The organism is Pseudomonas neustonica, assembly GCF_003797945.1.
Taxonomy (GTDB): Bacteria; Pseudomonadota; Gammaproteobacteria; order Pseudomonadales; family Pseudomonadaceae; genus Halopseudomonas; species Halopseudomonas neustonica.
In genome coordinates, this window is sequence record NZ_RKKU01000008.1 from 1 (window position 1) to 25,879 (window position 25,879).

Consider the following 25,879-nt stretch of genomic DNA (forward strand, 5'->3'; position numbering starts at 1 on the left):
AAATGCCAGAGTTGCACCCTGAAAACCCAGTGCACGCCAAGCACAAATCGTCGGGTAAGGCGCTGGGAACATGAAGCTGTGCTGGAGGAAGTGCAACGCCAGCTGAATCAAGCACCGGAGATGATGAAGGTTCGAAAACGGACTGTTGAGCATCCCTTCGGGACGCTCAAACAATGGATGGGGGCAACGCACTTCCTGACTCGAAAACTGAACGGGGTGAGCGCAGAAATGAGCTTGAATGTGCTCGCCTATAACTTGAAGCGGGTGATGAAAATCATCGGCACCGAAGGCTTGTTGAAGGCGATGGCGGCGTAAAAACCCAGCTTTTACTGCCCCAAAGAGGTGCAAAAGCGCTTCATACACGATCTGACGCGCTACCGGGGCTGACCTTGGCAAATGTTCGGGAAATCGCCTCGCCCAAGAGCGCTGTGCGTAGGCCTCCAACATACGGAAAGTGTTTTTACACACTCTGGGCCGTTACCGGTCAGATCCTTGCCTCTCGATGCCAGCCATATAGGAAAAGGGTGGTAGGTTGGTCTGAAGCTTTTCAGCCGTTGCGAATTCCATTTTTCTGTAAGCTTGCTTCTAGCCCTGCGAAGAAGGCTAAGTGACCGGATCAAATTGGAACAAACCAAGGACAGATGAACATTTCCATAAGATTGCTTCGGCTCAAATGACGTAGTTAATGTGTCATCTTGAAAAATTGCCTTTCCCCCTTCCGAGGTAACCCATGTCTGAAACAAGAATTGCCATTATCGGTGGTGGCTTGGCAGGGCTGTATGCCGCCTACCGGCTGGGTAAGCAGGGCATCGCGTTTGATCTTTTTGAGGCGCGCAATCGGCTAGGCGGCCGTATTCTCTCTACCGAATCCGGTGGATTTGATCTTGGGCCTTCGTGGTTCTGGCCGGACTTTCAGTTGCGTATGCATAATCTGGTGTCTGAATTGGGTTTGCCGGTGTTTGAGCAATACACCACCGGAGCGACCATGATGGAGGACCGGGCTACGGGTGCTGTGCGTGGCGCGGGGTATCTACCGGGTAATACGTCGATGCGCGTTGAGGGCGGAACCAGTCAATTGGTGCGGGCACTCGCGGGCTTGTTGCCGCGAGAGCATATGCACCTGAACGCTGAGCTGCAGGCCGTGCATCTGGAAGAGCAGGGATTGCGCCTAGTGTTTGCTGGCACGCTAGCCCAACTGCCGGTCTACTCGCATAGTTGGCTGGCGTTACCGCCTCGGTTGGCAGCCGGCATTCAATTCAGCCCATCGCTGCCTGAGCAAAATGTGCAGCAGCTGACGGCGGTACCTACGTGGATGGCTGCGCACGCTAAATATGTCGCCCGCTATGCCACGCCGTTTTGGCGTGAGGCGGGGTTATCGGGTGATGCCTTCAGTCGTATTGGCCCCTTGGCTGAAATTCACGACGCGTGCAATGAACAGGGCGCTGCGTTATTTGGCTTTTTCGGGGTTAATGCCGCGCAGCGGGCAGGTCTGAGTGCGCTTGAGCTTAAAGCTGCTTGCCGTGTTCAGATGGTGCGTTTGTTTGGTGAGCAGGCGGCAGAGCCGATTGACGATTCCGTTTACGACTGGGCGGCTGATCCCTATACGGCAACCGCGCAGGACCGTGTCTCATCGGGCGAGCATGGTTCACTGGATTCCAGGTTTACGTTCGCACCGCCATGGACAGGCCGCGTGCAATTGATCGGGAGCGAGGCAGCGGTTGAGCAGGGCGGCTATATGGAAGGCGCGCTGGCTGCAGTAGAGAGGGTGTTGGCGGGGCTAAAATGACGACAAGAAAACAGCCGGTGAAACGCTGCTGCGCTTGCCACTCTCTTGGCTGTTGACCTGGCGCCAGCTGGGCAAGGATATGGAAGTTTAAAAACCGATCAATTCACAATCGGCTAACTAGAGGGCGCATTGCACCCTCTTTGTTTTGCTTATTAAGGCTGATCGGCTCGGCCATTCTCTCTATATAGAAGTCATCTAAGGTCGGTTTTCCGAGCTGCTTATTAATGGCGCCCTGAACCTTGCTGGCGAATATCGCTGCCGTAGTTGCGATGCTGATTACTTGGTGGGCTCTGTTGATACGGCAGTGGCCGGGAATTGCGCAGCATGCTGTCGCGGTTCCGAATCTGAATTTCACGCTCGTAGGCACGCTGCTCTTTGTACCGCTGTTGTTGTGCGCGGTAATCCGGCCGTTGATATTGGTTATTTTGCTGTTGACTGGGGCGCTGGTGCTGCGGCCAACGATCGCGAGGCTGATTGTATTGATTGTGCCTGTTGTACCCGGGTTGCTGGCCATAACTGGGCTGTTGATATTGTTGCGGCAACTGATGCTGCCTCGGCTGCTGATGTTGTAGGCCGGGGTAATAGTTGTATTGCTGCACTTGGCCCTGCTGGCCGTAGATGCGCGTGGATTGGCCATACGTCTGCCGGTTTGGCTGTACGATGATTACCCGCGGCTGCGACTGGTATACCTGAGCATGCTGTTGAGGCGCAGAGTTGTAGGGGCTGGCATAGAGGTTATTGGCACAGCCACTGAGCAACAGGCTTGAAATGCCAAAAAGGGCGACACTACGAAGTATGTTCATTTGACTGTCTCGCTTAGGCTGACCGCATTCATACCGGCGTCGGATGCATCCTGCAGCGCGGGAATTATTCATATGACAACAAAGTGAACGTAAAAACTGCGTTTTAAATGTAACTTTACGTGGATTCGTTCAGGCAATGCCGTTGGCTGGGGGCTATGGGCGTTGCCCAAGCCTTGAACGGCAGAACGAAAATATCAGAGTAGTAAGGCTGCCATGGAACCAATACATGCAATTTGAAACCTGGTTGATCTACGTTCTGGCGGTGATTGGTTTGTCTCTCTCTCCGGGGCCTAACGGCCTGTTGGCGCTTTCCCATGGCGCCTTGTACGGTCGCCGCATGGCGCTCTACACCATCATCGGTGGTTGCGTTGGCTTCGTCATGGTGATCGCGGTGTCGATGTTTGGCATTGGGGCCTTACTTAAATCATCGCTGTTCTGGTTGAGCGTCCTGAAATGGGTGGGCGGTGCTTATCTGGTCTGGCTTGGCATACAAATCTGGCGCTCGCCACCCATCGGGTTACCCGCTCGCTCAGCTGTGGTAGCCAAGTCCGGTAGGGTGCTGTTTAGGCAGGGCCTGCTGGCTGCCATCAGCAATCCCAAGGTGATTCTGTTCTTCGTCGCCTTCCTGCCCCAATTCATTGATCCAACGCGCAGCCTGTTGATCCAGTTTGCCGTGCTGGCGAGCACCTTTGCCGTCGTCGAGTTCAGTATCGAGTTGCTGGTAGCCAGCTTGGCGAGCCGAATCAGCATCTGGTTGACGCGGGTCGGGCGTCGATTCAATCAGGGCTGCGGCGCAGCGTTTATCGCCATTGGTATCGCGCTCCCACTGCGCACCTAATGCGCCATGAGGTGGGTCGTTGCTCGGATACAAATGCAGGGCTTAGCAGTGAGAAGGCGGGGTAGTTGATGCTATCTGCCAGCAAAGCGCTGAACAGTGCACGAGGAGCGCTGGCAGATAGCTGTTGGTGCTGCGCGCGAGGGCAGCGTTACGCCTCAGGCAGCTTGGCAATGACTTTGATCTCAAAGTCGAACCCGGCCAGCCAAGTTACACCCACGCAGGTAATATTGGGGTAGGGCGCTGCGCCCCAATGCTTTTTCACTACCGTAGGCCAGATAGTCTCGAAGCGTGATTGCGGGTCGACGATAAACACGGTCACGTCTACTACATCGTCAAAGCTGCTGCCGGCCGCTTCCAGGATGGCATTCAGGTTCTTGAACGCCAGCGCTACCTGATCCAGCAGGTCTGGCTCGGGTGTGCCGTCTGCCTTGCTGCCCACCTGCCCAGAGACGAATAGAAACCCGTTGGAACGAATGGCCGGTGAGTAGTGGTGTTGCTCGTATAGCGCATGGCGCCCCGCGGGAAAGACTACGTCACGTTTGCTCATAACTACCTCTTCAATGGATTGTGGCTGGCTGTTAAAGCCCGATGAGCAGACTCTAGGCGCTTGCGCCTGGGCGATAAACGAGCAAAAGTAGCCTTCACTGTTTGTGAATCCCAAACAATCCGCTGGCTAACCGAGGCAAAAATGGACCGTTTTGATGCGATGCAGGCCTTTGCCAGAGTGGTGGAGGCGGGTAGCTTTACCAAGGCGGCTGAAACCCTGCACATGAGCAAGACGACCGTTACGCAGCTGGTGCAGCAGCTGGAAGCGCGGCTGCGCGTCAAGTTGCTGAACCGCACAACCCGCAAGGTCAACGTGACTGCCGATGGCGCGGTTTACTACGAGCGGGTGATCAAGCTGTTGGCTGAGCTGGAAGAGGCCGAGACCAGCCTCCCTGGCGCTTCCGCATTGCCCTCGGGGCGGCTTCGAGTGGATGTGCCGAGTCCGCTGGCGAGCTTGATTCTGGTGCCGGCGTTGCCCTCTTTCTATACACGTTACCCGGATATTCAGATCGATATGGGTGTGAGCGATCGGGTGGTGGATATGATTGATGAGAACGTCGATTGCGTGGTGCGCGGTGGCGAATTGACCGATCTATCGTTAATGGCGCGCAAGGTAGGCGATCTAGAAATGGGGATCTTTGCCGCCCCGAGTTACCTCGAGCGCTCCGGGACGCCCGCACACCCCCGGGAGCTTGAAGGCACGCACCACCGTACCGTAGGCTTTTTATGGGCTCGCACTGGCCGGGCGCTACCCTATGCCTTGCGCAACAAGACCGAGCAGCTGCACATCAATGGCCAGCACGCACTGGCCGTGGACGACGGCGTTGCCTATCTTGCGGCGGGCCTGGCCGGGCTCGGTGTGCTCTGGTTACCCAGGTATATGTCGCGCACTCACGAGGCAGACGGCCGGCTGGTAGCGCTATTCGAGAACTGGACGCTGGAGCCTATGCCGCTGTACGTTGCGTACCGGCCCAACCGGCATATCAGCCTGAAGCTAAGGGTCTTTATCGATTGGGTCGCCGAGCTGATGGCAGAGCACGCGCCCGTGGCCGACCGCCGCCCCACATGACTGCCGACCGGAGCCGCAAAAACTATGTCTGATCCTTACTACTTGCAGCGTTTTCTCGACGCGCAAGCTGATACCTACCAAAACGCGTTGGCCGAGCTGAAGGCTGGCCACAAGCAAACGCACTGGATGTGGTTTGTATTTCCGCAGATGACGGGGCTGGGGCGCAGTGATATGGCTCAGCGCTACGCCATTACGGGTATTGATGAGGCGCGTGCCTATCTTGATCACCCGGTGTTGGGCCAACGGCTGGAGGAGTGTGCGCAGACGTTGCTTGGCTGGCGTGAGCGCTCGGCCCGGCAGATTCTGGGTACGCCGGATGATCTGAAGCTGCGCTCCAGCATGACGCTGTTCGCGCTGGCTGCGCCGCAAAATCCGTTGTTTGCCGAGGTGCTGACAGCGTTCTTTGCCGGTGAGCACGATGAGCAAACGCTACAGCTGGCCGGGGCAGGGTACGCGCCTGGGGCGCAGGATGAACTGACGCGGCTGGCCCAACTTACCCTGCAGCATTATCAGCTCAACGCAGAAAGCTTTCGCGAAGGGACGCGCGATCACGATGTGAGCCAGAATATGGATGCTTTGCTGCGGCATATTCAGGCGCCAGCACCCTTGCAGATTCTGGATGTGGGTTGCGGGCCGGGGCGTGACTTGCAGCGTTTTACCGCGCTGGGCCATCACGCGACGGGACTGGATGGCTGCGAGCGCTTTGTGGCCATGGCCCGCGAAGACAGTGGGTGCGAGGTGTGGCTACAGGACTTTTTGGCACTGGATCTGCCTGCGCAGCGCTTTGATGGCATTTTTGCCAATGCCGCGCTCTTTCATGTCCCCAGCCGCAAACTGCCCACTGCGCTGCGGCAGTTACATCAGAGTCTCAAGCCAGGCGGCGTGTTGTTCTGCTCCAATCCACGGGGTGACGATCAGGAAGGCTGGACCGGCGACCGTTACGCGGCCTATTACCGCTTGGAAACCTGGCAAGCGCTGATGCACGCCGCGGGTTTTTCCGAGTTGGAGCACTTTTACCGGCCAGCGGGTTTGCCACGCGAGCACCAGCCTTGGTTGGCTAGCGTTTGGCGGCGCGAAAAGCGCTGAGTCTGGTAAGCTCAATAATGTGTTTGCAAATAGGTTTTATGTGGATTAGTGTCTATAGATACATTCTTTGCTGGGCTTGAATATGCTACCTGCAACCGCTACCGACACGGGCAAAAATACCGCGGCCACCGGCCTGCGTGCTGCCGTCGCCATTCTCGATAAATGGGGCGCCAGCGGTGAGCAGGGCCAGGCGATACTGCGGGTATCACACAGCACCTATGCGCGCGCCAAGCGCAAGGACGGCATCAAGTCGATCAGTCTGGACCGTGATCAATTGTCCCGCGTGAGTTTTGTGCTCAACATTCATGCGGCGTTGCGGATGATTTTTGATAATCCGGAAAACCTCTATGGCTTCATGCGCATGCCGAATGACAACGCGTTTTTCTTTGGTCGGTCACCGCTTGAGGTGATGGGTGAGGGCGATATCATCGCCGTGTATGAGACCTTTCGGCGCATCGATGCCTTGCGTGGTGGCCAGTGGTAACGGCAAGCGAGCTGCCCGTATTACCGGCAGCGAGTATTCGCGCGTATCGTCTGGTGCACTCGAAATATCCGCCGATTGCGATCTTTGATGATGTGGCCAGTGTGGATGAGTTTGAGGAGCTGTATGCGCTGCAGGCGCTGACCAATCCACGCATGCTGAGCCAGGCCGGTAGCCTGGACAAGCTGCCACGTAACGATATTCCCTTCGGTATTCCCGGTTGCTCCTACGCGACTGCCCCCTTTACCCATGTGAGCCCCGACGGCTCGCGCTTTAGTGATGGCTCTTTTGGGGTGTTGTACTTGGCAGACACCATGGAGGCTGCTATCGCTGAGGTGCGTTATCACCAACAGGCTTACTGGTCTCAGGTACCCGACCTGCGCTACGAGCGTTTTGTATTTCGTGGCCTGACGGCGCGTTTTGATGAGGTCGGCACGCTGGATGCGCTGACCGTATCCCCTGAAGATCCGATTTATTCACCCACCGATTACACGGCTGCCCGCCAGTTGGGGAGCAGCGCCCTGAAAACGCAGGCAACCGGGCTGCGCTTCCACTCGGTGCGCCAGCCAGAAGGTGTTTGTTGGGGGCTATTTACCCCTCGGCAGGTGGTGTCGGTAGTGCAAACCGCGCATTACGAGATGATCTGGAGCGGCGAGATCGCCGCGGTGCATAAGCTCTCCACCCGCATCGGCTGATGCCGGATTAAACACAGTCCAGTCTGGGGCGGCCATCCTTGGCCCCGCAGGCCTGGGCCCGAAGACTCATTGAACATTCCCGCCGGATAGCCTGTCGACATTCGTTGCAACAGTTATAAAAGCTGCGCGCCAACGTGCAGCCCAAACGCGAGGTGACGACATGACGGAGCATTCACGCGACGCAAAACTCTATCGCATGGTAATGAAAGATCACATCTGCCCGTTCGGGCTCAAATCGCTCGATCTACTCAAGCGTGAGGGCTATGAGGTAGATGATCACTGGCTCACAACCCGCGATGAGACTGAGAGCTTCAAGGCAACGCATGAGGTAGAGACCACCCCGCAAACCTTTATTGGCGGCGAACATATTGGTGGTTATGACGAGTTGCGCCGGTATCTGGGCAAGTCAGTGAAAGACCCTGACGAGGTGACCTACCAACCGGTTATCGCAGTGTTTGCGGTGGCGTTTTTGATGGCGCTGGGCGTCAGTTGGGCGTCGCTAGGTACCCTGTTTTCCATCCGGGCGCTGGAATGGTTTGTCGCTATCTCCATGTGCATCCTGGCCATCCTCAAGCTGCGCGATCTTGAGAGTTTCTCCAACATGTTTCTTGGCTACGACCTGCTGGCCCAGCGCTGGGTGCGGTACGCCTATCTGTACCCCTTCGGTGAGGCGCTAGCTGGCATTTTGATGATCGCCGGGGCGTTGCTGTGGCTGGCTATTCCGGTCGCGCTGGTTATTGGTAGCGTGGGGGCTGTGTCGGTGTTCAAGGCGGTGTACGTGGATAAGCGTGAGCTGAAGTGCGCCTGCGTGGGCGGCGATAGCAATGTGCCGCTCGGCTTTATCTCACTGACGGAGAATCTGATGATGGTAGGTATGGCTATTTGGATGCTTGTTAGCTCGCTTGGCTAGGCCTGCCCCAGCGTGCAGAACGCGACGGCAGGAGCGGGGCGGTTGTAAGTCTGAGGTCATGAGCCACACTCGGTATGATTACTGGCGGTAACCTTTTACGAACCTATGGGCCAATCCGCTATCACAGTTACAGGGCCGCTCACTTTCGGCCCACCAGGAGGTAAGTATGACGACTGATCAAAAACACCCCGGTGAAAATAATCTGCCGCATAAACCTACGCCTGAGGAGGAATCCCCCCACAGCAAGTGGGAAGGTGAGGTCACCAGCGAAGATCTGAATGAGGTAGATGCCGGTGAACTTGCCAAGCGACTGAAGGACGACGAATAAGCGTCTGCGCATTCACTGCGCTTATGGCTGACCAATCCCGTTGGCGGTTGCGTTTTCAGTCGCTTGCATTGCAGGTGCGGGCTGATTAGCTTCAATGCAGAGGCAAGCAACCACACAACAACAAGACAGGATTGGATCAGCCATGCTTAACGCCGTTGGTTTCGCCGCGCAACAGTCGCGCATTTTTTGTGCGCCTGCAAAGTCAGATACGCCCAGCTTTCCGGATTCCGCCAGCGTCGCCCTGAGTAAGCTGCATTATATGCAAGGCTTCCCGCCGCCAGCGGATAAGCAGATAACGCGCGCTGAGTACCTGGCGCAATTTCCCAAAACGCGCTGGGCCTTTCAGCATATGCGCGAGCTGATCCCCTCCCGCCAGATAGCCTGCGGTCGGGCGCCGGTAACTCAGCTACCGGTCAGCAACGAGCAGCAGAAGGCCATCGACGCACTCTCAATTGAACTGAGTGATGGCTCGCACATTACCTTCGCTGACTTTCTGAACCTGTCCTACGCCGATGCGCTCCTGATCATCCATAAGGGGCAGGTGGTGTACCAGACCTACCCGAATATGGCGGCGGAGCAGAGCCCGCATATGCTGTGGTCGGTAACCAAGTCCTTTACCGGGCTGGTTGCCAATATGCTGATTATGGAAGGTGAATTGAACGCAGAGTCGCTGGTGACTGAGCATATTCCAGAACTGGCGGAGTCCGGCTGGGCGGGCGCAACCGTTCAGCAAGTGCTCGATATGACAGCCGATGTGAAGTACTCGGAGGTTTACGCCGACGGCACCTCTGATGTGATCAACTACGGCCTGTCTGCTGGTATCACTCAGCACCCTGACTGGACCGGGCCCGCCAGTCTGTACCAGTACCTGCCCTCGATTGGCGCCGCTCGCGCGCATGGCGAGCACTTTGTCTATCGCACCGTGCACAGCGAGGTGCTGGGCTGGATTATTCGTCGCGTCAGCGGCAAGGAGCTGGCGCAACAGATTGCAGAGCGTATCTGGAGCAAGCTGGGCGCCGAGCAGGATGCCTACATTCTGCTGGATGGCAAAGGTACCGAGTGGGCTGGGGCAGGGTTGAATGCCAGCCTGCGTGACCTTGGCCGGTTTGCCGAAATGCTGCGCCAGAATGGCCGCTACAACAGCCAGCAGGTGGTACCGGCAGAACTGATCGAGGAGATTCAGCGTGGTGCTGATCGTGAGGCTTTTGCGCGCTTTGGTCGTGCGGGCATGGACGGCTATTCCTATCACAATCAGTGGTGGGTAGCGCACAATCCGGACGGGGTATTTGAGGCTATGGGCGTGCATGGGCAATTGGTGCATGTGAATCCGGGCGCGGAGCTGAGTCTGGTGCGCCTAGGCTCGCATCCGATCGCGACCAACGACTACACCTACGATATGACGCGACGCGTTACCACGGCATTAGCTGATTTGCTGAGGGGCTGAACGACAACGCCGCACTCCAAGTGCGGCGTTGTTTAGTGATCAAGCGAGCGTTAACGCCTATTGCAAACTACCGAACACGCGTTTCGCGATGTTGGTTGCTGCCTGCGCCGGGTTACTGCGGATGTCTGCCTCTTGCGCGGCCATGATTTCGAATAAGCCATCCAGTGTGCGTTCTGTCACGTAGCCTTCGACGCTGGCGTCCTTGCTGTCGACAACGCCAAAGTTGGCGGCTTGCGAGGCAAAGGTATTGTATTGCTGCGCCAGGCCCACCTGGTCAGTGGCATTTTTGACGACCGGCAAGAACAGGGCGCGAATCTGATCACGGCTGCTGCTTTCCAGGTAGTTGGTGGCGGAATCATTGGGGCCGGTCAGAATAGCTTTGGCATCTTGCACGCTCATGTTGCGAATAGCTTCTACCAGCAGGCTCTGGGCCTGGGGCACAGCTGCCTCTGCTGCCTGATTCATCTTATCTTCCAGTTGGCTGATCTGTCCGCCCATGCCCATCATCTTCAGGGTACGGGACGCTTTGCCAAGATTGCCCGGTAATTCGATACGCACATCCGGGTTGTCGCTGAAGCCGCCAGGGGCACTCAACTCTTTCACCGCCATGTCGGCACCCTGAATCAGCGCGTCCTTGAGGCCCGCACCAGCATCCTGTTGACTGAGGTCAGACAGTGAAAGGGCGCTGACGGATGTCGAAATCAGTGAGGTAAACAAAATAGCAAATAGCGATAAACGCGGCATGAGCAGCCCTCTGAATAGGTCAGGTTAAAGTCAAAGCTTAGCGCATCAGCTACAATGACGGCATTGAAACATTCTGAAATACTGGAGGAATTATGCTGCGCGTTCTAATCGCACTGCTGATATTACTGTGTGCTCTTGCCTGTGTTGTGGGTGGCACTTGGCTAGGTGTGCTGGGAGGCAGCTGGTTCTATTTGGTGTTGGGCCTACTGTTGGCCGCTGCGGGTTTGTTGCTGCTGGCCAAGCGCGCAGTGGGGCTGATGGTCTATGCCGTTGCACTCCTGGCGACGCTGGCCTGGTCAGTATGGGAAGTGGGCTTTGACTGGTGGGCGTTGACGCCGCGTGGTGGCCTGCTTTTTGGCTTGGGCGTACTTTTGCTGATACCGGCTGTGCGCCGCAGTATGCGCTACAAGACCAGTCAGATCGCTTATACCGGCATGCTGAGTCTGTCGCTGCTGGTGTCGGCGGGGGTTGCCGGGTATGCCTTGACTCAAACCCAGGGAATTCCGGGCGCCTTCAGCGAAGAGCGCATGACTGCACCCGTCAGCGAGCAGGTGGCGGCTGATACTGTGCCCGAAGGTGAGTGGCATGCCTATGGTCGCACGGCCGCCGGCCAGCGATTTTCTCCCTTGGCGCAAATTACCCCCAACAATCTGGGCGAGTTGCAGGAAGTGTGGCGTTATCACACCGGGCAAATTCGCGATGGCGCGGACCCGGGTGAGACTACCTATGAGGTAACTCCCTTGGTGGTGGATGACCGCATGTACCTGTGCACGCCTTTTGGTACGGTGATTACGCTGGATCCGACCACCGGTGAAGAGTTGTGGCGCTTTGATCCACAGCTCAAGCAACCACCGACGGTGACCACGCAGCACATGACGTGCCGTGGTGTGTCCTATCATGATGCAGGCCCTGCGGCAGAGCAGGCGCAAGCCGTTAATAACAATGGTATGGACAACGCTGCACGCTTGCAGATGAGCGCCTCTGAGGTGACGGACAAAGCAGCTGGCGTTGCCCAGAACGTGGCGGCCGGTCAGGCTATGTCTGGCGATGCCAATCCACAGGTCAAGCGTGACGTTGGCTACGCGGGTGGCGCGGTCGGTATCTGCCGCAAACGCTTGTTTGTGCCGACATCCGATGGTCGCCTGATTGCAATAAGCGCCGAAGACGGCAGCATCTGCCCTGGTTTTGGTGGCGATGATGGCACCGTGAACCTGTGGGCTAACATGCCTAATGTGACGCCCGGTTCCTACTACTCCACGTCACCGCCGGTCGTGACTGATAAGGTCATCATTGTCGGCGGCGCGGTTAATGATAATGCGTCGACTACTTCGCCATCCGGCGTTATTCGGGCCTTCGACATCTATACCGGTGACCTTGTATGGAACTTCGATAGCAAAAAACCGGACTCCACCGCGCCTATCGCCGAGGGTGATACCTATTCGGAAAATGCGCCTAACTCCTGGAGCGTATCGAGCTACGACCCTGAGCTGGATATCGTCTATCTGCCGATGGGTAATCAGTCGCCTGACCAGTTTGGTGGCAATCGCAATGACGCGGTAGAAAAGTACTCGTCCTCGATCCTGGCGCTGAATGCCAGCACCGGCAAAGTCGAGTGGGTATTCCAGACCGTACATCACGACCTGTGGGACTACGACGTACCGGCACAGCCGAGTCTGGTCGACCTGAATATTCAGGGGCAGCGCATTCCGGCGCTGGTAGCACCGACCAAACAGGGTGAAATCTATGTATTGAACCGGGTGACGGGTGAGCCTGTGCTGCCGGTAACCGAAGTACCTGTGCCCCAGGGTGCAGCCGAAGGCGACTTTACTGCACCGACGCAGCCGGTATCGGCGATTTCGTTCAATCCGCCAACCCTGACCGGCAAGGACATGTGGGGCGCGACCATGTTTGACCAACTGGCGTGCCGCATCCAGTTTCAGCAACTGCGCTATGAAGGCCGCTACACGCCGCCGTCGGAGCAGGGCACGCTGGTCTACCCAGGCAACTTTGGGACCTTCAACTGGGGTGCGGTAGCGATCGATCCTGATCGTCAGATCATGTTCGCCATGCCGGTTTACCTGGCGTTCACGTCCAAGCTGACGCCACGCGATGATGGCACCAGTCGCATCGTGACCAAAGAGGGTGAGCCGATCATCAATGAAAACTTTGGTGCGCCTTACGCAACCACCATGGGGCCATTCACTTCACCCGTTGGCTTGCCTTGTCAGGCACCAGCCTGGGGCTATGTGGCAGGAGTAGACCTGACTACAGGTGAAACCCGCTATCAGCGAGTGAACGGCACTGTGCGCGATCTGGCGCCGGTTCCCTTGCCCTTTGAGATGGGTGTGCCCGGCATCGGTGGCCCTATTGTTACCCGTGGCGGCGTCGCCTTCCTGAGCGGCACCCTGGACTACTACGTTCGCGGTTATGACCTGCGCACGGGTGAAGAGCGCTGGAAGTCACGCTTGCCAGCTGGCGGCCAGGCTACGCCTTCCACTTATCTGGGGGCGGACGGTCGTCAATACCTGGTGGTGGTAGCCGGTGGGCATGGTTCAACCGGCACCAAAGCGGGCGACGCGGTAATCGCCTACGCGTTGCCAAAAGAGTAAACCTTTGGCTTTACTGCTGATGGCTGTTTCATGGCTCCGTCATGAAACAGCCACGGTGAGGTAACCAAGACTGAATAGGGTGTTCTGACTTTTAGTCAAAACACAGGAAGTCAGTCATGCTGGATCTACCGCGCAAGAGTTTGCTGGGAGCAATGTTGTCGTTGTCGTTGGTCGGCTGTAACAGCGACAGTGACAAAAAGGAAGAAGACACCTCTGCCGATTCCAGGCTTACCCTCTCTATTGCCCATGTAAACGACCATCACTCTCAGCTCGAGCCCTTTGCTGGCACCAGCATGCGCCTGGATGGCAAGGACATGCAGGTTGAGCTGGGCGGTTTTTCACGGCTCACTACACTCTTCGCTGAAGCCGAGGAGCAATTCCCCAATCTGATCAAACTGCACGCCGGTGACGCTATCACCGGTACGCTGTATTACACCTTTTATCAGGGTGAAGCTGATGCGCAGATGATGAACACCGTCTGTTTTGATGCCTTTGCTCTGGGCAACCACGAATTTGATGACAGTGACGAAGGCCTGAAGACCTTTCTCGAATCACTGGCCAGCGATGAGTGCAATACGCCCGTATTGGCAGCCAATGTGAAGCCCGCAGTTGGCACGCCTTTGGCTCCAGCGGCTGAAGATGACTACATCAAGCCTTATACCATCAAGGAAGTGGACGGGCAGAAGGTGGGCATCATCGGTATCGACATCAAAGGCAAGACGCAGAACTCCTCACGCCCGCTAAACAGCACCGTGTTTCTGGATGAAACCCAGGCCGCGCAAGATGCCATCGATGACCTGAAAGAGCAGGGCGTCGAGCATATCGTGCTGCTGACTCACCAGGGCTACGAAAACGACAAGACTATAGCAGCCAAACTGTCGGGGGTGGATGTGATCATCGGTGGCGACTCGCACAGCTTACTGGGCGATTTCAACTCGGTGGGTTACAGCGCGTCAGGGCCTTATCCGACGCAGGTGACAAATCTGGATGGTGATACCGTGTGTATCGGTCAGGCGTGGGAATATGCCAAGGCCTTTGGTCTGATGCAGGTCGAGTTTGATGCTGCAGGCAAAGTTGAAAGCTGTACCGGCCAGGCATCTTTGGTGATTGGCGATAGCTTTGAGAAGTCCGACGGCAATGGTGGTTTTATCGCGGTAGATGAAGGCGAAAAAGCCGATCTGATCGCACTGCTGGAGAATGTGCCCGAAGTCACCGTAGTAGCGCCGGACGCAAATGCTGAATCCACGCTGGATAACTACCGCAGTCGTATTGATGAGAAAAAGGCCGAAGTGATTGGCTTTGCCAATGAGGCTTTCTGCCTGGTACGGGTGCCTGGCGAATCGACCAATCGCAGTGCCGGGGTGGCAGGTTGCGAGAACGCGAACCTGCTGGCCAAAGGCAGCGATGCTGCGCAGTTGGTTGCGGAGGCGTTTCTGGACGCGAGCCTGCGTGCCGACTTTGCACTGCAGAACGCGGGTGGTGTAAGGGTTCCGATGTCAGCCGGTGATATAACCTATAACACCGCATTTACCCTGCTGCCCTTTACCAATGTACTGGTGGAGCTGGATATCACCGGGCAGGAGGTCGTTGACGCGCTAGAAGACGCCGTCAGCAATCACCTGGATGCTGCTCAGTCTACCGGCTCTCAGCCATACGCTGCCGGCCTGCGCTGGGACCTGGATTTATCTCAGCCAAAAGGCACGCGCTTCAGTAATGTAGAGGTGAAAAACGGCAGCGGAAGCTGGGTCGCCATTGAACCAGCCACAACCTACGTCATGGTAACCAATGATTTTATTGCCGAAGGCCGCGATGGTTATACCACCCTGGGAGAGGTAACCGACGATGGACGCACAACCAATACCTTCCTGTTGTACACCCAAAGCCTGGTCGACTATCTGCTTAAAACCGGCATGGTAAGCCCGCCGTTGCGCGCTGACTATTCACACCAACAGGTGATCAATGCCAGCGGATCTACCTTGATGGATTGACGTTGATGACAGGCATGAGGCTTTAGTCTAAGTGCCTGCTTCTGTTTCTAGTCTAAGCCCGTATAAGTGATTTTAATCAATCAGTTGTACGGGTTTTTTAATGCGCTTTATATTGCATATCGCAGCCCTGTATCGCGCACGCGACCAAAGTCTTAGTCTCCTGGTGCCTAGTCGGGTGCTACCTTGTTGAGGGTAATAACAACAAAAATTGGAGACGCTAATGTCCTTGTCAAAAGAAGACGCGGCGCGCGGCTACTGGCGGGAAAACCTGCGGTTCATGATGATCCTGTTGGTCATCTGGTTCGCGGTATCCTTCGGTGCCGGCATCCTGTTCGTCGATCTACTCAATAATATCCAGTTCTTCGGCTTCCCGCTCGGGTTCTGGTTTGCCCAGCAGGGCTCCATCTATACCTTTGTGATCCTCATCTTTGTGTACGTCTGGAAGATGAACAAGCTCGATCGCAAATACGACTTCCACGAAGAATAAGAACAGGAGTCCTGCAATGGATACGCAAACGTTGATTTACCTCTTTGTAGGGGCGACCTTCGCGCTCTACATCGGGATCGCGCTCTGGTCTCGCGCTGGCAGTACCAGCGAGTACTATGTCGCGAGTAAAGGTGTACACCCCATCGCCAACGGTATGGCCACTGGCGCTGACTGGATGTCTGCCGCATCCTTTATCTCCATGGCCGGGATTATCGCCTTCGCCGGGTACGACGGCAGCGTCTATCTGATGGGCTGGACCGGGGGCTACGTGCTGCTGGCAATGTGCCTGGCACCTTATCTGCGCAAGTTCGGCAAGTTCACCGTGCCGGATTTCGTTGGTGAGCGTTACTACTCACAGACTGCCCGTGTAGTGGCGGTTATCTGCGTAATCTTTATCTCCTTTACCTATGTGGCCGGCCAGATGCGCGGCGTGGGTATCGTGTTCTCGCGTTACCTGGAAGTCGACATCGCAACCGGCGTTATCATCGGCATGGCGATCGTGTTCTTCTACGCGGTATTGGGCGGCATGAAAGGCATCACCTACACGCAAGTGGCGCAGTACTGCGTAATGATGTTCGCTTACATGGTTCCGGCCATCTATATTTCGATGATGATTACCGGTAACCCCATTCCCCAGATGGGTTTTGGTAGCGAGGTGATAGGCACTGGCCAGTCGGTAATCGAGCGGCTTGATGGGATAGGTACTGAGCTTGGCTTTGGTGCGTATACCGACGGCTCCAAGTCGACCATTGATGTGTTCTTTATCACCATGGCGTTGATGGTAGGTACCGCTGGCCTGCCGCATGTAATCGTTCGCTTTTTTACTACGCCAACAGTACGAGATGCACGTAAATCAGCAGGTTACGCGCTGTTCTTCATTGCGATTCTCTACACTACTGCACCAGCTGTTGCGGCTTTTGCTCGCACCAACCTGCTCAATACCGTGGTTGATGCGCAGTACGAGCAGGTCCCTGCGTGGCTGCAAACCTGGGAGAACGCAGGCTTGATCGCCTGGCAGGACAAGAACAACGATGGCGTGATTCAGTATGGCCCTGGCGCGCCGTTTGCTGGCAGCCCAAGCTTTACCGGTGAGCGCGGTGCCAGTGGTGAGCGTCTGCTCAGCAATGCACCTACTGATGCGGCTACCGAGCTGTACGTCGACCGCGACATCATGGTGCTGGCAAACCCGGAAATTGCCGGTCTGCCGGGCTGGGTAATTGCGTTGATTGCGGCCGGTGGTCTGGCTGCTGCGTTGTCTACTGCGGCAGGCTTGCTGTTGGTCATCTCAACCTCGGTCTCGCATGACCTGCTCAAGAGCAACATGGCGCCAAATATCAGCGAAAAGCATGAGCTCTTGGCTGCGCGAGTAGCGGCAGGTGTGGCCATTGCGATTGCTGGCCTGTTCGGCATCTACCCACCGGGCTTCGTAGCGCAGGTGGTGGCCTTCGCCTTTGGTCTGGCGGCGGCATCCTTCTTCCCGGTTATCGTGATGGGTATCTTCTCCAAGAAGATGAACAAGGAAGGCGCCATCGCTGGTATGGCAGTAGGTTTGACCTTCACCTTCAGCTACATCGTGTTCTTCAAGTTCATCAGTCCTGAATTGAACACGGCGGAGCATTGGTGGTTTGGTGTGTCGCCTGAAGGGATTGGTACCCTGGGTATGATCTTTAACTTCATTGCCTCGGTGGCTGTGGCGTCCTTTACCAAGGCACCGCCGGAGCATATCCAGCACATGATTGAAGATATTCGCGTACCCCGTGGTGCAGGCTCGGCAGTTGATCACTAATGTCAGTTGAGAGGTAAAAAAAGCCCCGATCATATCGGGGCTTTTTTATTGCGTTGTGCTTTTACCGCTGATTAGAAGCGGTATGTTACCTGGGACGACAGGCCGTGCGCGCTGTTGCGGTAATCGGCGTTGTAAGATCCGGTGCTAGACTTTGCCGCTTGCTCAATCTTACCTTTGCTCTCATGCAGGTAGGAGTAGGCCACATCGATAGTCATATCCTGGCTGACATCCCAACCAGCACCCAGAGAAAACACCTTGCGGTTGGATACGGGGATACGCACGGTACGGTCGCTGTCGCCCACGGGAGACTGATCGACGGTGAAACCGGTGCGCAGCGTCCACTGTGGAGCAATCTGGTAAGCCGCGCCAACGGCAAAGGCCCAGGTATCTTCCCAGTTCAGCGGTTCTTCAATCTCGCTGAAATTTGGTTGAAATGGTGCCGCAACGCCGTCGTTTTCAACCACGATCTTGTCTAGTCGACTCCAGCGGGTCCAGGTGGCCCCGGCGTACAGCGTCCATTGCGGATCAAGCTCAAAGGTCAATGAGGTATCAACCGACTCAGGTGTAGTGAAGTCCAGGTTGGCATCGTACTCACCATTGGCGCCTGCTGCGGGTCCAGGCAGATTGTTTAGGCGCGTGCGGCCGTCCAGCGTGTAATCGACCTTGGAGTGGTAGGTCAGGCCCCATGCCAACTGATCGGTTACATCTACCAGTACACCGGCGTTGAAGCCGTAGCCCACGTCATCACCTTTGATGTTTACTTCGCCGTTACCAAAAGCACTGGTTAGCTTGCCGCTGATATGGTTGATGGTCGGGCCAAAGCCGACAGAGATCCGATCGTTGACTTGAAAGCTCAGGGTGGGCTGCAGCGTCACTACCTGTACCTTGCTGTACCTGCCGTGGCCTCCGCCCTGGAAGCTATCTTCGTAATCACTGATGACACCGAAAGGGGCGTAAACACCGATGCCCGCGTGCCAGCGATCATTCAGCGGCGTTACCAGGTAGCCAAAGGGGATGACGGAGGTAGGCACCATGTCGCCATCGTTGGTACCGGTCGCTGAGCCGCTGGCATTGTCGATGTCGGTCTTGGCCATGATAAGTGCAGCACCACCGCTCACTTCGGTACGATCCAGGCGCGACATGCCTGCTGGGTTACCAAACAGGGTGCTGGCATCTTCAGCTGAAGAAGAACGGCCCGCAAAGCCTGTGCCCATGCCACTGGCGCTCTGTTCGTTGATAGCGATGCCATTGGCGCTGGCAGACGTGGCGGCTACGGTAATGGCTAACGCCAAGGACGATTTTAGCCAAGCGTGTCTGATCATGGGTAAACTCCAGATTGATCGATGATGAAGGGGGCGCAAACTATCAGGATTCAATCGGGCTGGCCAGAGTTCGTGCGACGAAATTGCTGCATTTGGTCGGACAGTGACTCGAAAGGCCGGGAATGTGCAGCAACTTGCTGCAGATATGGATTGTTAGATGCTGCCGATGCGGGCTTGGCGTAAGCGCCGCCAGTGGCGCAGTTTACCATTCAGTTCTCCCAGCGTTCTGATGCCGCTGGTACGGGCACGGGATAACAATATCAGCATGATCTCCGCGGTAGCTAACGCGTCCGCCGCGGCATTGTGTCGCTGGCTGTTAAGCAAGCCAAAATAAGCCTGCCACTCGTCCAGGCTGCCCTTGGGCAGGTTGGCTTCCGGGTAGAGCATAGGCGCTATCTCGGCGACATCGAGAAATTTGTGGCGTAGCTTGTAGCCCAGATCCAGGCGCAAACCGCGCAGTAGCATGCGTTGATCGAATGCTGCATGGAAAGCAACGAAAACACACTCGCCAGAAAACGTCATGAAATCCAGCAACGCATCGGCTGCATCCACGCCCTGGGCGATGGCGCTAGGCGCTATGCCGTGAATGAGGATGGATTCGGTCACCTGGTGGTTTTCTCGATACAGGGTACATTCGTACTGGCTGCCGAGATCGACGCACTGATCCTCGATAACCACCGCGCCAACAGACAATATAAGGTCGCGGTGCACGTTTAGACCGCTGGTTTCCAGGTCAACGACGACGAGGCGGGTATCTTTTAGCTCAGTGCCATCCAGTGCCTGTGAGTTGGGCAGTTGTTCGCAGCGCTGGCGTTGCTCCTGGGTGAGTGAGTCATGCCTGCGTTTGTTGAGCCATTGCAGCGGGTTCACAGGTTATACCTGAGTGCGATACTGGCTTGCAGACGTTTGGCCTGGCGGAAAGACTCGCGCAGTATGCGGCGGTCCAGATGGTTGAGGCTGTCTGGGTCTATACGATTACTTAGTGCACGCCCGTCACGATCCTGCTGTTGGTGCTGCTGCATGCGTGTTAGCTGGATAAAGTGATACGCCTCCACATAAGCATCCGCATCCAATGGCTCTATCACGCCTGCTTCACGCAGTGCCTGCAAGCGCACCAAGGTGTTGCTGTTGGCGATGCCGTTGGCCAGCGCCAATAAGCGGGCGCCATCAACAAAGGGCCCCAAGCCTTGCACCTTGAGATCCAGAGTGTCTTTTTCGCTACCACTGCGGGCCAGAATGAACTCGCGCAGACGACCGATAGGCGGGCGATGCATCAGCGCGTTTTGCGCCATCTGATGTTGAAACAGGCTGTTGCCGGCAATACGTTTGAGCACAGACTGGAACATCCGCTCCGCCGCACCCGCGTCGCCCCACACTACGCGGAAGTCAAAGTAGATGGATGACGCCAGTAAATTCTTTGGTGTGGTGCTGTTAATGATGCGGCCAAAGCGCTCAGCCCATTCAGGTGCCGAAAGACACAGCTCGGGATTGCCGGCCATAATATTACCCTTGCACAGGGTGAAGCCGCAGTCCGCCAGTGCCTGATTGATGCGCTTGGCCAGCGGCAGCAGGCGTTGCCGGGTTTGCTCGGTCGCCGAGTTATCATGGCAGGTAAATAGAATGCCGTTGTCCTGATCGGTATGCAGGGTCTGCTCCTGCCGGCCCTCACTGCCAAAACAGAGCCAGCTGAACTCGATACCCGGATCACCTTCCTGCTGCAGGCAGAGCTCTATGACCCGGCATACGCTGTGGTCATTAAGCAGTGTGATGATTCGCGTAACCTGGGTTGAGGAGGCACCATGGGCCAGCATACTGTCTACCAGCCGACGAATACCGCTACGCAGCGCGATCAGGGTTTCCAGGTTAGGCGCCTCGCGCAGGGTGCGCGCAATGTGCACCAGATCAACGCGCTGCAGTGAAAAGAGATCTCGCTCGGATACAACGCCGGTAAGGCGCCCGTTATCGACCAGGCAGATATGCGCTATGTGCTTGCTGGTCATCGCGATCGCCGCATCGAATGCGGTGGCGCAAGAGGGTAGATGGCTTGGGTTGGCAGTCATCACCTGGCTAATCGGCTGCTCCAGATCGGTTGCCGCATCGGCAATCAACCCACGCAGGTCGCGCAGAGTGAAAATGCCTAGCGGCCGCTGCGCTGCATCGGTAATAACAATACTGCCGACACTGGCCTCATGCATCAGCCTCACGGCGGCTCTTATTGGCGTGTCGAGTTCGCAGGTCACGGGTTTGCGGTCGGTTAGCTCGGCCAAGCCGGTATCCAGCGAGTAATGTGATCCCAGGCTTTCGCTGGCCTGCTGTTGAGCCTGCAGGTTTACCTGGTCAAGCAGGCTGCTGACGCCGCGTAGCGCAAAGTCGCGGAAGGGTAGAGAGCGTCGAAACAGGCTGACGAAGTCGGCGCGGCTGATGGTAAAGCAGAAGGTATCTTCACCCGCGAGGTGGAGGGTGCGGGTTTCACGCTCGCCCAATAGCGCGGCTAACGGAAAGCATTCCCCGGTGCTGATTTCAAAGGTGGTATCGGTTTCTTGCTGTCCGGCAAGTAGACGCTCGCCGCGAATAAGGCCCTGTTTAACGATGAAAAACTGCTCTACGGGGCCATCTTGTGGGTCAAGTATATGCTCACCTGCGGCATAGAAACGCAGCTGAGCGTGCTCTACCAGCCAGGCCAGGTGGGCATGCTCCATCTGGTTGAATGGCGGATAAGCCAACAGAAAACTGATGGTGCCGTGTACGTTCTGCATGACGGCGGTTTTGCCCGCCTGTTCGTAGCGGTCTTCTCGTGTCATTTTGGCTAACCTTGTTGTCTTGCAGCAGTGTGCCGACAGTGAGCACGCGCTCCCATTCTACCTAAGTATGGGTCTCGCAGCCGTGCTGGAAAAAAGCCAATCTGCAGCAGCGCTATGCCGCATTATTGCACTGACTAGGCGTTTCATCTGCGTGCTCATTTTGCTATTGTGGCGGCTGCAGCAGCGTTCGGACAGCTTTTTAGATTTACTCTACGAAAAGTACCCATTTTGGACGCCGACTGAGTATAGAAAAGGCAATGAGCTAGGATGCCGCCATCGCGATCAAGTGATGGAATAATAACTAACGTACGGTCTTCTGCGTAAGGGGTGGTATTTGATCAAGGTGCTGGTGGTTGATGACCATGACCTGGTTCGCATGGGTATCAGTCGTATGTTGGAAGATGTTGCTGGCCTGACGGTTGTTGGCGAAGCTGACAGTGGCGAAACCGCGGTCACCCAAGCTCGAGCTCTGCGCCCCGACGTCGTCTTGATGGATGTACGCATGCCTGGTATCGGCGGCCTGGAAGCTACCCGCAAACTGGCGCAGCTCGACAAACATATGAAGGTTATTGCCGTTACTGTCTGTAATGAAGAGCCTTTTCCTTCGCGTCTGATGCAGGCCGGTGCCGCTGGTTATGTGACCAAGGGCGCTGCACTGGAGGAGATGGTCGCCGCTATCAAGCAGGTGCATGCGGGCCAACGTTACATCAGTCCAAATATTGCCCAGTTGCTGGTGCTCAAGCACTTGAATCCGGGTGGCGAATCGCCCTTTGACTGCCTGTCTGACCGTGAGATCCAAATCGCGCTGATGATTGTCGGCTGTGAAAAGGTGAACAGCATCTCTGACAAACTCTGCCTTAGCCCCAAAACGGTTAATACTTATCGTTACCGTATTTTTGAAAAGTTGGGCGTGACCAGTGACGTTGAACTCACATTACTGGCCGTGCGCAACGGCATGGTTGATACATCCCACCAGTGAGTATGACCGACATCGTTTTTGACCCTCAGGCCTTTCTGGCCAGCGCTAGCAATAAGCCCGGTGTCTATCGCATGTTCGATGCCCAGGGCGCTTTGCTTTATGTAGGTAAAGCAAAGAGCTTGAAGAAGCGCCTTGCCAGCTACTTCCGCAAGACCGGTTTGAGTCCCAAAACCGAAGCACTGGTCGCGCGCATAGCGCAGATTGATACCACCATCACGGCCAACGAAACCGAAGCGCTGCTGCTGGAACAGAGCCTGATCAAGGCCAGTCGCCCGCCGTATAACATACTGTTGCGCGACGATAAGTCTTATCCCTACGTATTCCTGTCGAGTAATGACGAGTTTCCGCGTCTTGGTTTGCACCGCGGCACCAAGCGCGCCAAAGGGCGTTATTTTGGGCCGTATCCCAGCGCCGGCGCGATTCGTGAAAGTCTCAACCTGTTGCAGAAGACCTTTTTGGTGCGCCAATGCGAAGACAGCTATTACCGCAATCGCACGCGGCCTTGTCTGCAGTATCAGATCAAGCGTTGCAAGGCGCCCTGTGTGGGCCTGGTTGATAAGGCCGAGTATGCGCAGGACGTGCGCCACTCAGTGATGTTTCTTGAAGGTCGCAGCAACTCGCTGTCCAACGAGCTGCATGAGGCCATGGAACAAGCCTCGGTGGAACTCAATTTTGAGCGGGCTGCTGAGCTGCGTGATCAGATTGCGCTGCTGCGCCGCGTACAAGACCAGCAAAGCATGGACACTGAGCAGGGCGATGTTGATATTGTCGCCGCTGATGTTACCCCTGGTGGCGCCTGTGTTCATGTGGTCATGGTGCGCCAGGGTAGGGTGCTGGGGAGCAAAAACCACTTCCCCAGGGTTCCGATCGAACAGAGCGCAGGTGAGGTGTTGTCGGCGTTTCTACCGCAATATTACCTGGGCACGGCCGAACGCGAAGTGCCGCCGGAAATTATCGTCAATGCGGACCATGAAGACTTGCCGATCATTGCCCAGGCGCTCAGTCAGGCGCGTGGCTGCAATCTGAGTATCACGCATAACGTACGCGGTAACCGTAAACGCTGGCTCGATCTGGCCCAGAGTAACGCCACGCAATCGCTGGCGAGCCTGTTGGCCAACAAACAGCACATTCAGGCGCGCTTTGAGGCATTACAGAAGGTCTTGAACCTGGATGAGTTGCCAACGCGCCTTGAGTGCTACGACATCAGTCATTCCAGCGGTGAGGCCACGGTTGCCTCTTGCGTAGTCTTTGGCCCGGAGGGGCCGCTGAAGAGCGATTATCGACGCTTTAATATTGAAGGCGTCACCGCAGGGGACGATTACGCCGCCATGCGTCAGGCGTTGATTCGCCGCTTCAGCCGTATTCAGGACGGCGAGGGCAAAATGCCGGACATATTGCTGGTCGATGGCGGCAAAGGGCAGATGAAAATGGCGATGGAGGTCATGCAAGAGCTGGCTATCCATGATCTGACCTTGCTGGGTGTGGCCAAAGGCGTCACACGCAAAGCCGGTATGGAGAGTCTGTATTTGAATGATCCGCACAATGAGCTGGTGCTGCCAGGCCACTCGCCGGCATTGCATCTGATTCAGCACATTCGCGATGAGGCGCATCGATTTGCCATTACCGGTCACCGCCAGCGTCGCGGTAAAGCACGTACGACCTCATCACTCGAGGGTATCGCTGGTGTGGGTCCAAAGCGGCGTCGCGAGCTACTGAAGCACTTTGGTGGCTTGCAGGAATTGAAGCGCGCCAGTGCGGCAGAAATGGCAAAAGTCCCGGGTGTCAGCAAAAAACTTGCGGAACAGATTTATGCCGCCGTGCATAGCGATTAGAATGCTGGCTCAACCGAGGCTGTAAAATATGAATATTCCGAATATCCTGACCCTGATGCGGGTCGGGCTGATCCCCATTTTTATCCTGCTGTTTTACATGCCGTACCATTGGAGCTATGTTGCTGCTGCGTTGGTGTTTACCCTGGCGGCAGTCACTGACTGGCTGGATGGCTACTTGGCGCGCAAGCTGCAGCAGAGCACGCCTTTTGGTGCTTTTCTTGATCCGGTCGCCGACAAGCTCATGGTGGTTATCGCCCTGGTGTTGCTGGTGCAGCATCACGCTAATTTTTGGGTTACCGCACCGGCAGCCATTATTATTGGCCGCGAGCTGGTTATCTCAGCGTTACGCGAATGGATGGCAGAGCTGGGCGCGCGGGCGCATGTCGCTGTATCCAACCTGGGTAAATACAAGGCGACCTTGCAGATGGTTGCTTTGGTCGTTTTGCTGGCTAATCCACCACAGCCGACTGGCTGGGTCGTGTTTGGCTACGTTTTGCTGGCCATGTCAGCGGTGTTGACCTTGTGGTCAATGGTGGTTTACCTAAAGGCGGCCTGGCCACATTTGCGTCCCGACACTGATCAAAATAGCAACAAATAACTTTTTTTGAATCAATGACTTGACACAATGGCGTAGAAAGATAGAATTAGCGCCGTTCCAACACAGGAACAGTTCACGCAAGTGAACAGGGCCTCAGCGAGGTTTGCCAAGCAGCATTGCTTTGCAAGGTTTCGCAGATCAAGGTCTAATAGCATTAGATGTACGCGGGAATAGCTCAGTTGCTAGAGCACGACCTTACGAGGTCGGGGTGGGGCGCATAGCCTCGCGAGTTCTCGAGACCTTAGGGTCAAATGTAGTAGATGTAACGCGGGAATAGCTCAGTTGGTAGAGCACGACCTTACGAGGTCGGGGTGGGGCGCATAGCCTCGCGAGTTCTCGGGACCTTAGGGTCAAATGTAGTAGATGTAACGCGGGAATAGCTCAGTTGGTAGAGCACGACCTTGCCAAGGTCGGGGTCGCGAGTTCGAGTCTCGTTTCCCGCTCCAGTTTTATATTGCGCTGATGTACTGCTTTCAGCGTGGTAGCCCCCTTTTGAGGCCGGGTGGCAGAGTGGTCATGCAGCGGATTGCAAATCCGTGTACGCCGGTTCGATTCCGACCTCGGCCTCCATCTTTATGTTTTCTTTCGCTAGCCCGGATGGCGAAATTGGTAGACGCAAGGGACTTAAAATCCCTCGATCGTAAGATCGTGCCGGTTCGACCCCGGCTCCGGGCACCAATTTTCATGCGGGTTTGAGCTGATAAGCGAAGCCTGTTTTAGATCCATCCCCCCTTTAAGAATCTCAAA

At 56.2% G+C, this 25,879-nt stretch carries 23 protein-coding genes, 3 tRNA genes and 1 pseudogene; 21 read left to right on the plus strand and 6 right to left on the minus strand.

The window, feature by feature from the left end; genetic code table 11:
• A partial coding sequence (locus EF096_RS08490; RefSeq protein WP_148079644.1) for a transposase occupies positions 1-315 on the plus strand: 315 nt, incomplete at its 5' end.
• 415 nt (positions 316-730) lie between these two features.
• Positions 731-1,786, plus strand: coding sequence for a flavin monoamine oxidase family protein (locus EF096_RS08495; protein ID WP_123889205.1), 1,056 nt, complete (start codon positions 731-733; stop codon positions 1,784-1,786).
• A gap of 221 nt (positions 1,787-2,007) precedes the next feature.
• On the opposite strand, the gene EF096_RS08500 is transcribed toward EF096_RS08495, so the two are convergent.
• Complete coding sequence (locus EF096_RS08500) at positions 2,008-2,589, minus strand: hypothetical protein (RefSeq protein WP_123889206.1); 582 nt, start codon at positions 2,587-2,589, stop codon at positions 2,008-2,010.
• A 226-nt stretch (positions 2,590-2,815) separates the two neighbouring features.
• Here EF096_RS08500 and EF096_RS08505 point away from each other — a divergent pair, with 226 nt between their 5' ends.
• Positions 2,816-3,427, plus strand: a complete 612-nt coding sequence (locus tag EF096_RS08505; RefSeq protein ID WP_123889207.1) for a LysE family translocator — start codon at positions 2,816-2,818, stop codon at positions 3,425-3,427.
• Between the two features lie 148 nt (positions 3,428-3,575).
• On the opposite strand, the gene EF096_RS08510 is transcribed toward EF096_RS08505, so the two are convergent.
• A complete protein-coding gene (locus tag EF096_RS08510) occupies positions 3,576-3,974 on the minus strand; it encodes a RidA family protein (RefSeq protein WP_123889208.1) in 399 nt (132 codons plus the stop codon).
• Between the two features lie 141 nt (positions 3,975-4,115).
• On the opposite strand from EF096_RS08510, the gene EF096_RS08515 reads away from it, so the two are divergent.
• From EF096_RS08515 to EF096_RS08540, 8 genes and pseudogenes are all read left to right on the plus strand, one after another.
• On the plus strand, positions 4,116-5,042 hold the full coding sequence (locus EF096_RS08515; protein ID WP_123889209.1) for a LysR family transcriptional regulator: 927 nt from the start codon (positions 4,116-4,118) through the stop codon (positions 5,040-5,042).
• A 24-nt stretch (positions 5,043-5,066) separates the two neighbouring features.
• A pseudogene (locus EF096_RS20565) lies at positions 5,067-5,468 on the plus strand (DUF1810 domain-containing protein); the annotation flags it as partial.
• A 48-nt stretch (positions 5,469-5,516) separates the two neighbouring features.
• Positions 5,517-6,128 (plus strand): class I SAM-dependent methyltransferase, encoded by a 612-nt coding sequence (locus tag EF096_RS08520; RefSeq protein WP_372237874.1) that lies wholly within the window; start codon positions 5,517-5,519, stop codon positions 6,126-6,128.
• An 82-nt stretch (positions 6,129-6,210) separates the two neighbouring features.
• The gene (locus tag EF096_RS08525; RefSeq protein WP_123889211.1) at positions 6,211-6,612 is read left to right on the plus strand and encodes an MbcA/ParS/Xre antitoxin family protein; all 402 of its coding nucleotides are present in this window, start codon (positions 6,211-6,213) and stop codon (positions 6,610-6,612) included.
• Positions 6,606-7,304, plus strand: coding sequence for an RES family NAD+ phosphorylase (locus tag EF096_RS08530; protein WP_123889212.1), 699 nt, complete (start codon positions 6,606-6,608; stop codon positions 7,302-7,304). The genes EF096_RS08525 and EF096_RS08530 overlap by 7 nt, the downstream gene beginning before the upstream one ends.
• Before the next feature lie 160 nt (positions 7,305-7,464).
• The gene (locus EF096_RS08535) at positions 7,465-8,214 is read left to right on the plus strand and encodes a MauE/DoxX family redox-associated membrane protein (RefSeq protein WP_123889213.1); all 750 of its coding nucleotides are present in this window, start codon (positions 7,465-7,467) and stop codon (positions 8,212-8,214) included.
• Positions 8,215-8,380: 166 nt separating this feature from the next.
• Entirely contained in the window at positions 8,381-8,542 is a 162-nt protein-coding gene (locus tag EF096_RS20270) for a hypothetical protein (RefSeq protein ID WP_158611250.1), read from the plus strand.
• A 142-nt stretch (positions 8,543-8,684) separates the two neighbouring features.
• Complete coding sequence (locus EF096_RS08540) at positions 8,685-9,986, plus strand: serine hydrolase domain-containing protein (protein ID WP_158611251.1); 1,302 nt, start codon at positions 8,685-8,687, stop codon at positions 9,984-9,986.
• A 57-nt stretch (positions 9,987-10,043) separates the two neighbouring features.
• Here the strand turns inward: EF096_RS08540 and EF096_RS08545 are convergent, their stop codons facing one another.
• A complete protein-coding gene (locus tag EF096_RS08545) occupies positions 10,044-10,730 on the minus strand; it encodes a DUF4197 domain-containing protein (RefSeq protein ID WP_123889215.1) in 687 nt (228 codons plus the stop codon).
• A 92-nt stretch (positions 10,731-10,822) separates the two neighbouring features.
• Here EF096_RS08545 and EF096_RS08550 point away from each other — a divergent pair, with 92 nt between their 5' ends.
• From EF096_RS08550 to EF096_RS08565, 4 genes are all read left to right on the plus strand, one after another.
• Complete coding sequence (locus EF096_RS08550) at positions 10,823-13,339, plus strand: membrane-bound PQQ-dependent dehydrogenase, glucose/quinate/shikimate family (protein WP_123889216.1); 2,517 nt, start codon at positions 10,823-10,825, stop codon at positions 13,337-13,339.
• A gap of 116 nt (positions 13,340-13,455) precedes the next feature.
• A complete protein-coding gene (locus tag EF096_RS08555; protein ID WP_123889217.1) occupies positions 13,456-15,327 on the plus strand; it encodes a bifunctional metallophosphatase/5'-nucleotidase in 1,872 nt (623 codons plus the stop codon).
• Positions 15,328-15,547: 220 nt separating this feature from the next.
• Positions 15,548-15,814: a DUF4212 domain-containing protein gene (locus EF096_RS08560; RefSeq protein ID WP_123889218.1), complete on the plus strand. Its 267-nt coding sequence runs from the start codon at positions 15,548-15,550 to the stop codon at positions 15,812-15,814.
• Between the two features lie 16 nt (positions 15,815-15,830).
• Positions 15,831-17,600, plus strand: a complete 1,770-nt coding sequence (locus EF096_RS08565; protein ID WP_123889219.1) for a sodium:solute symporter family protein — start codon at positions 15,831-15,833, stop codon at positions 17,598-17,600.
• A gap of 71 nt (positions 17,601-17,671) precedes the next feature.
• Here EF096_RS08565 and EF096_RS08570 read toward each other — a convergent pair whose 3' ends face one another.
• The 3 genes from EF096_RS08570 to EF096_RS08580 form a co-directional block, all read right to left on the minus strand.
• The gene (locus tag EF096_RS08570) at positions 17,672-18,919 is read right to left on the minus strand and encodes an OmpP1/FadL family transporter (RefSeq protein ID WP_123889319.1); all 1,248 of its coding nucleotides are present in this window, start codon (positions 18,917-18,919) and stop codon (positions 17,672-17,674) included.
• Between the two features lie 156 nt (positions 18,920-19,075).
• The gene (locus EF096_RS08575) at positions 19,076-19,792 is read right to left on the minus strand and encodes a 3'-5' exonuclease (protein WP_123889220.1); all 717 of its coding nucleotides are present in this window, start codon (positions 19,790-19,792) and stop codon (positions 19,076-19,078) included.
• Positions 19,789-21,723: a putative nucleotidyltransferase substrate binding domain-containing protein gene (locus EF096_RS08580; protein ID WP_123889221.1), complete on the minus strand. Its 1,935-nt coding sequence runs from the start codon at positions 21,721-21,723 to the stop codon at positions 19,789-19,791. Before EF096_RS08580 ends, EF096_RS08575 begins: the two co-directional genes overlap by 4 nt.
• A gap of 334 nt (positions 21,724-22,057) precedes the next feature.
• On the opposite strand from EF096_RS08580, the gene uvrY reads away from it, so the two are divergent.
• The 6 genes from uvrY (at position 22,058) to EF096_RS08610 (ending at position 25,810) form a co-directional block, all read left to right on the plus strand.
• Positions 22,058-22,702, plus strand: a complete 645-nt coding sequence (gene uvrY, locus EF096_RS08585; RefSeq protein WP_123889222.1) for a UvrY/SirA/GacA family response regulator transcription factor — start codon at positions 22,058-22,060, stop codon at positions 22,700-22,702.
• A gap of 2 nt (positions 22,703-22,704) precedes the next feature.
• Positions 22,705-24,534: an excinuclease ABC subunit UvrC gene (gene uvrC, locus EF096_RS08590; protein ID WP_123889223.1), complete on the plus strand. Its 1,830-nt coding sequence runs from the start codon at positions 22,705-22,707 to the stop codon at positions 24,532-24,534.
• 28 nt (positions 24,535-24,562) lie between these two features.
• Positions 24,563-25,132, plus strand: coding sequence for a CDP-diacylglycerol--glycerol-3-phosphate 3-phosphatidyltransferase (gene pgsA / locus EF096_RS08595; protein ID WP_123889224.1), 570 nt, complete (start codon positions 24,563-24,565; stop codon positions 25,130-25,132).
• A gap of 370 nt (positions 25,133-25,502) precedes the next feature.
• Positions 25,503-25,578: transfer RNA gene (locus EF096_RS08600), tRNA-Gly, on the plus strand.
• Positions 25,579-25,628: 50 nt separating this feature from the next.
• Positions 25,629-25,702, plus strand: a tRNA-Cys gene (locus tag EF096_RS08605).
• Positions 25,703-25,723: 21 nt separating this feature from the next.
• Positions 25,724-25,810 (plus strand) — tRNA-Leu (locus EF096_RS08610).
• The last annotated feature ends 69 nt before the right edge of the window (positions 25,811-25,879 follow it).

Bases quoted from the DNA above. Each gene is read 5' to 3' on its own strand.
- EF096_RS08495 (WP_123889205.1), top strand. From the start codon at position 731: ATGTCTGAAACAAGAATTGCCATTATCGGTGGTGGCTTGGCAGGGCTG.
- EF096_RS08500 (WP_123889206.1), bottom strand. From the start codon at position 2,589: ATGAACATACTTCGTAGTGTCGCCCTTTTTGGCATTTCAAGCCTGTTG.
- EF096_RS08505 (WP_123889207.1), top strand. From the start codon at position 2,816: ATGCAATTTGAAACCTGGTTGATCTACGTTCTGGCGGTGATTGGTTTG.
- EF096_RS08510 (WP_123889208.1), bottom strand. From the start codon at position 3,974: ATGAGCAAACGTGACGTAGTCTTTCCCGCGGGGCGCCATGCGCTATAC.
- EF096_RS08515 (WP_123889209.1), top strand. From the start codon at position 4,116: ATGGACCGTTTTGATGCGATGCAGGCCTTTGCCAGAGTGGTGGAGGCG.
- EF096_RS08525 (WP_123889211.1), top strand. From the start codon at position 6,211: ATGCTACCTGCAACCGCTACCGACACGGGCAAAAATACCGCGGCCACC.
- EF096_RS08535 (WP_123889213.1), top strand. From the start codon at position 7,465: ATGACGGAGCATTCACGCGACGCAAAACTCTATCGCATGGTAATGAAA.
- EF096_RS20270 (WP_158611250.1), top strand. From the start codon at position 8,381: ATGACGACTGATCAAAAACACCCCGGTGAAAATAATCTGCCGCATAAA.
- EF096_RS08540 (WP_158611251.1), top strand. From the start codon at position 8,685: ATGCTTAACGCCGTTGGTTTCGCCGCGCAACAGTCGCGCATTTTTTGT.
- EF096_RS08545 (WP_123889215.1), bottom strand. From the start codon at position 10,730: ATGCCGCGTTTATCGCTATTTGCTATTTTGTTTACCTCACTGATTTCG.
- EF096_RS08550 (WP_123889216.1), top strand. From the start codon at position 10,823: ATGCTGCGCGTTCTAATCGCACTGCTGATATTACTGTGTGCTCTTGCC.
- EF096_RS08555 (WP_123889217.1), top strand. From the start codon at position 13,456: ATGCTGGATCTACCGCGCAAGAGTTTGCTGGGAGCAATGTTGTCGTTG.
- EF096_RS08560 (WP_123889218.1), top strand. From the start codon at position 15,548: ATGTCCTTGTCAAAAGAAGACGCGGCGCGCGGCTACTGGCGGGAAAAC.
- EF096_RS08565 (WP_123889219.1), top strand. From the start codon at position 15,831: ATGGATACGCAAACGTTGATTTACCTCTTTGTAGGGGCGACCTTCGCG.
- EF096_RS08580 (WP_123889221.1), bottom strand. From the start codon at position 21,723: ATGACACGAGAAGACCGCTACGAACAGGCGGGCAAAACCGCCGTCATG.
- uvrC (WP_123889223.1), top strand. From the start codon at position 22,705: ATGACCGACATCGTTTTTGACCCTCAGGCCTTTCTGGCCAGCGCTAGC.
- pgsA (WP_123889224.1), top strand. From the start codon at position 24,563: ATGAATATTCCGAATATCCTGACCCTGATGCGGGTCGGGCTGATCCCC.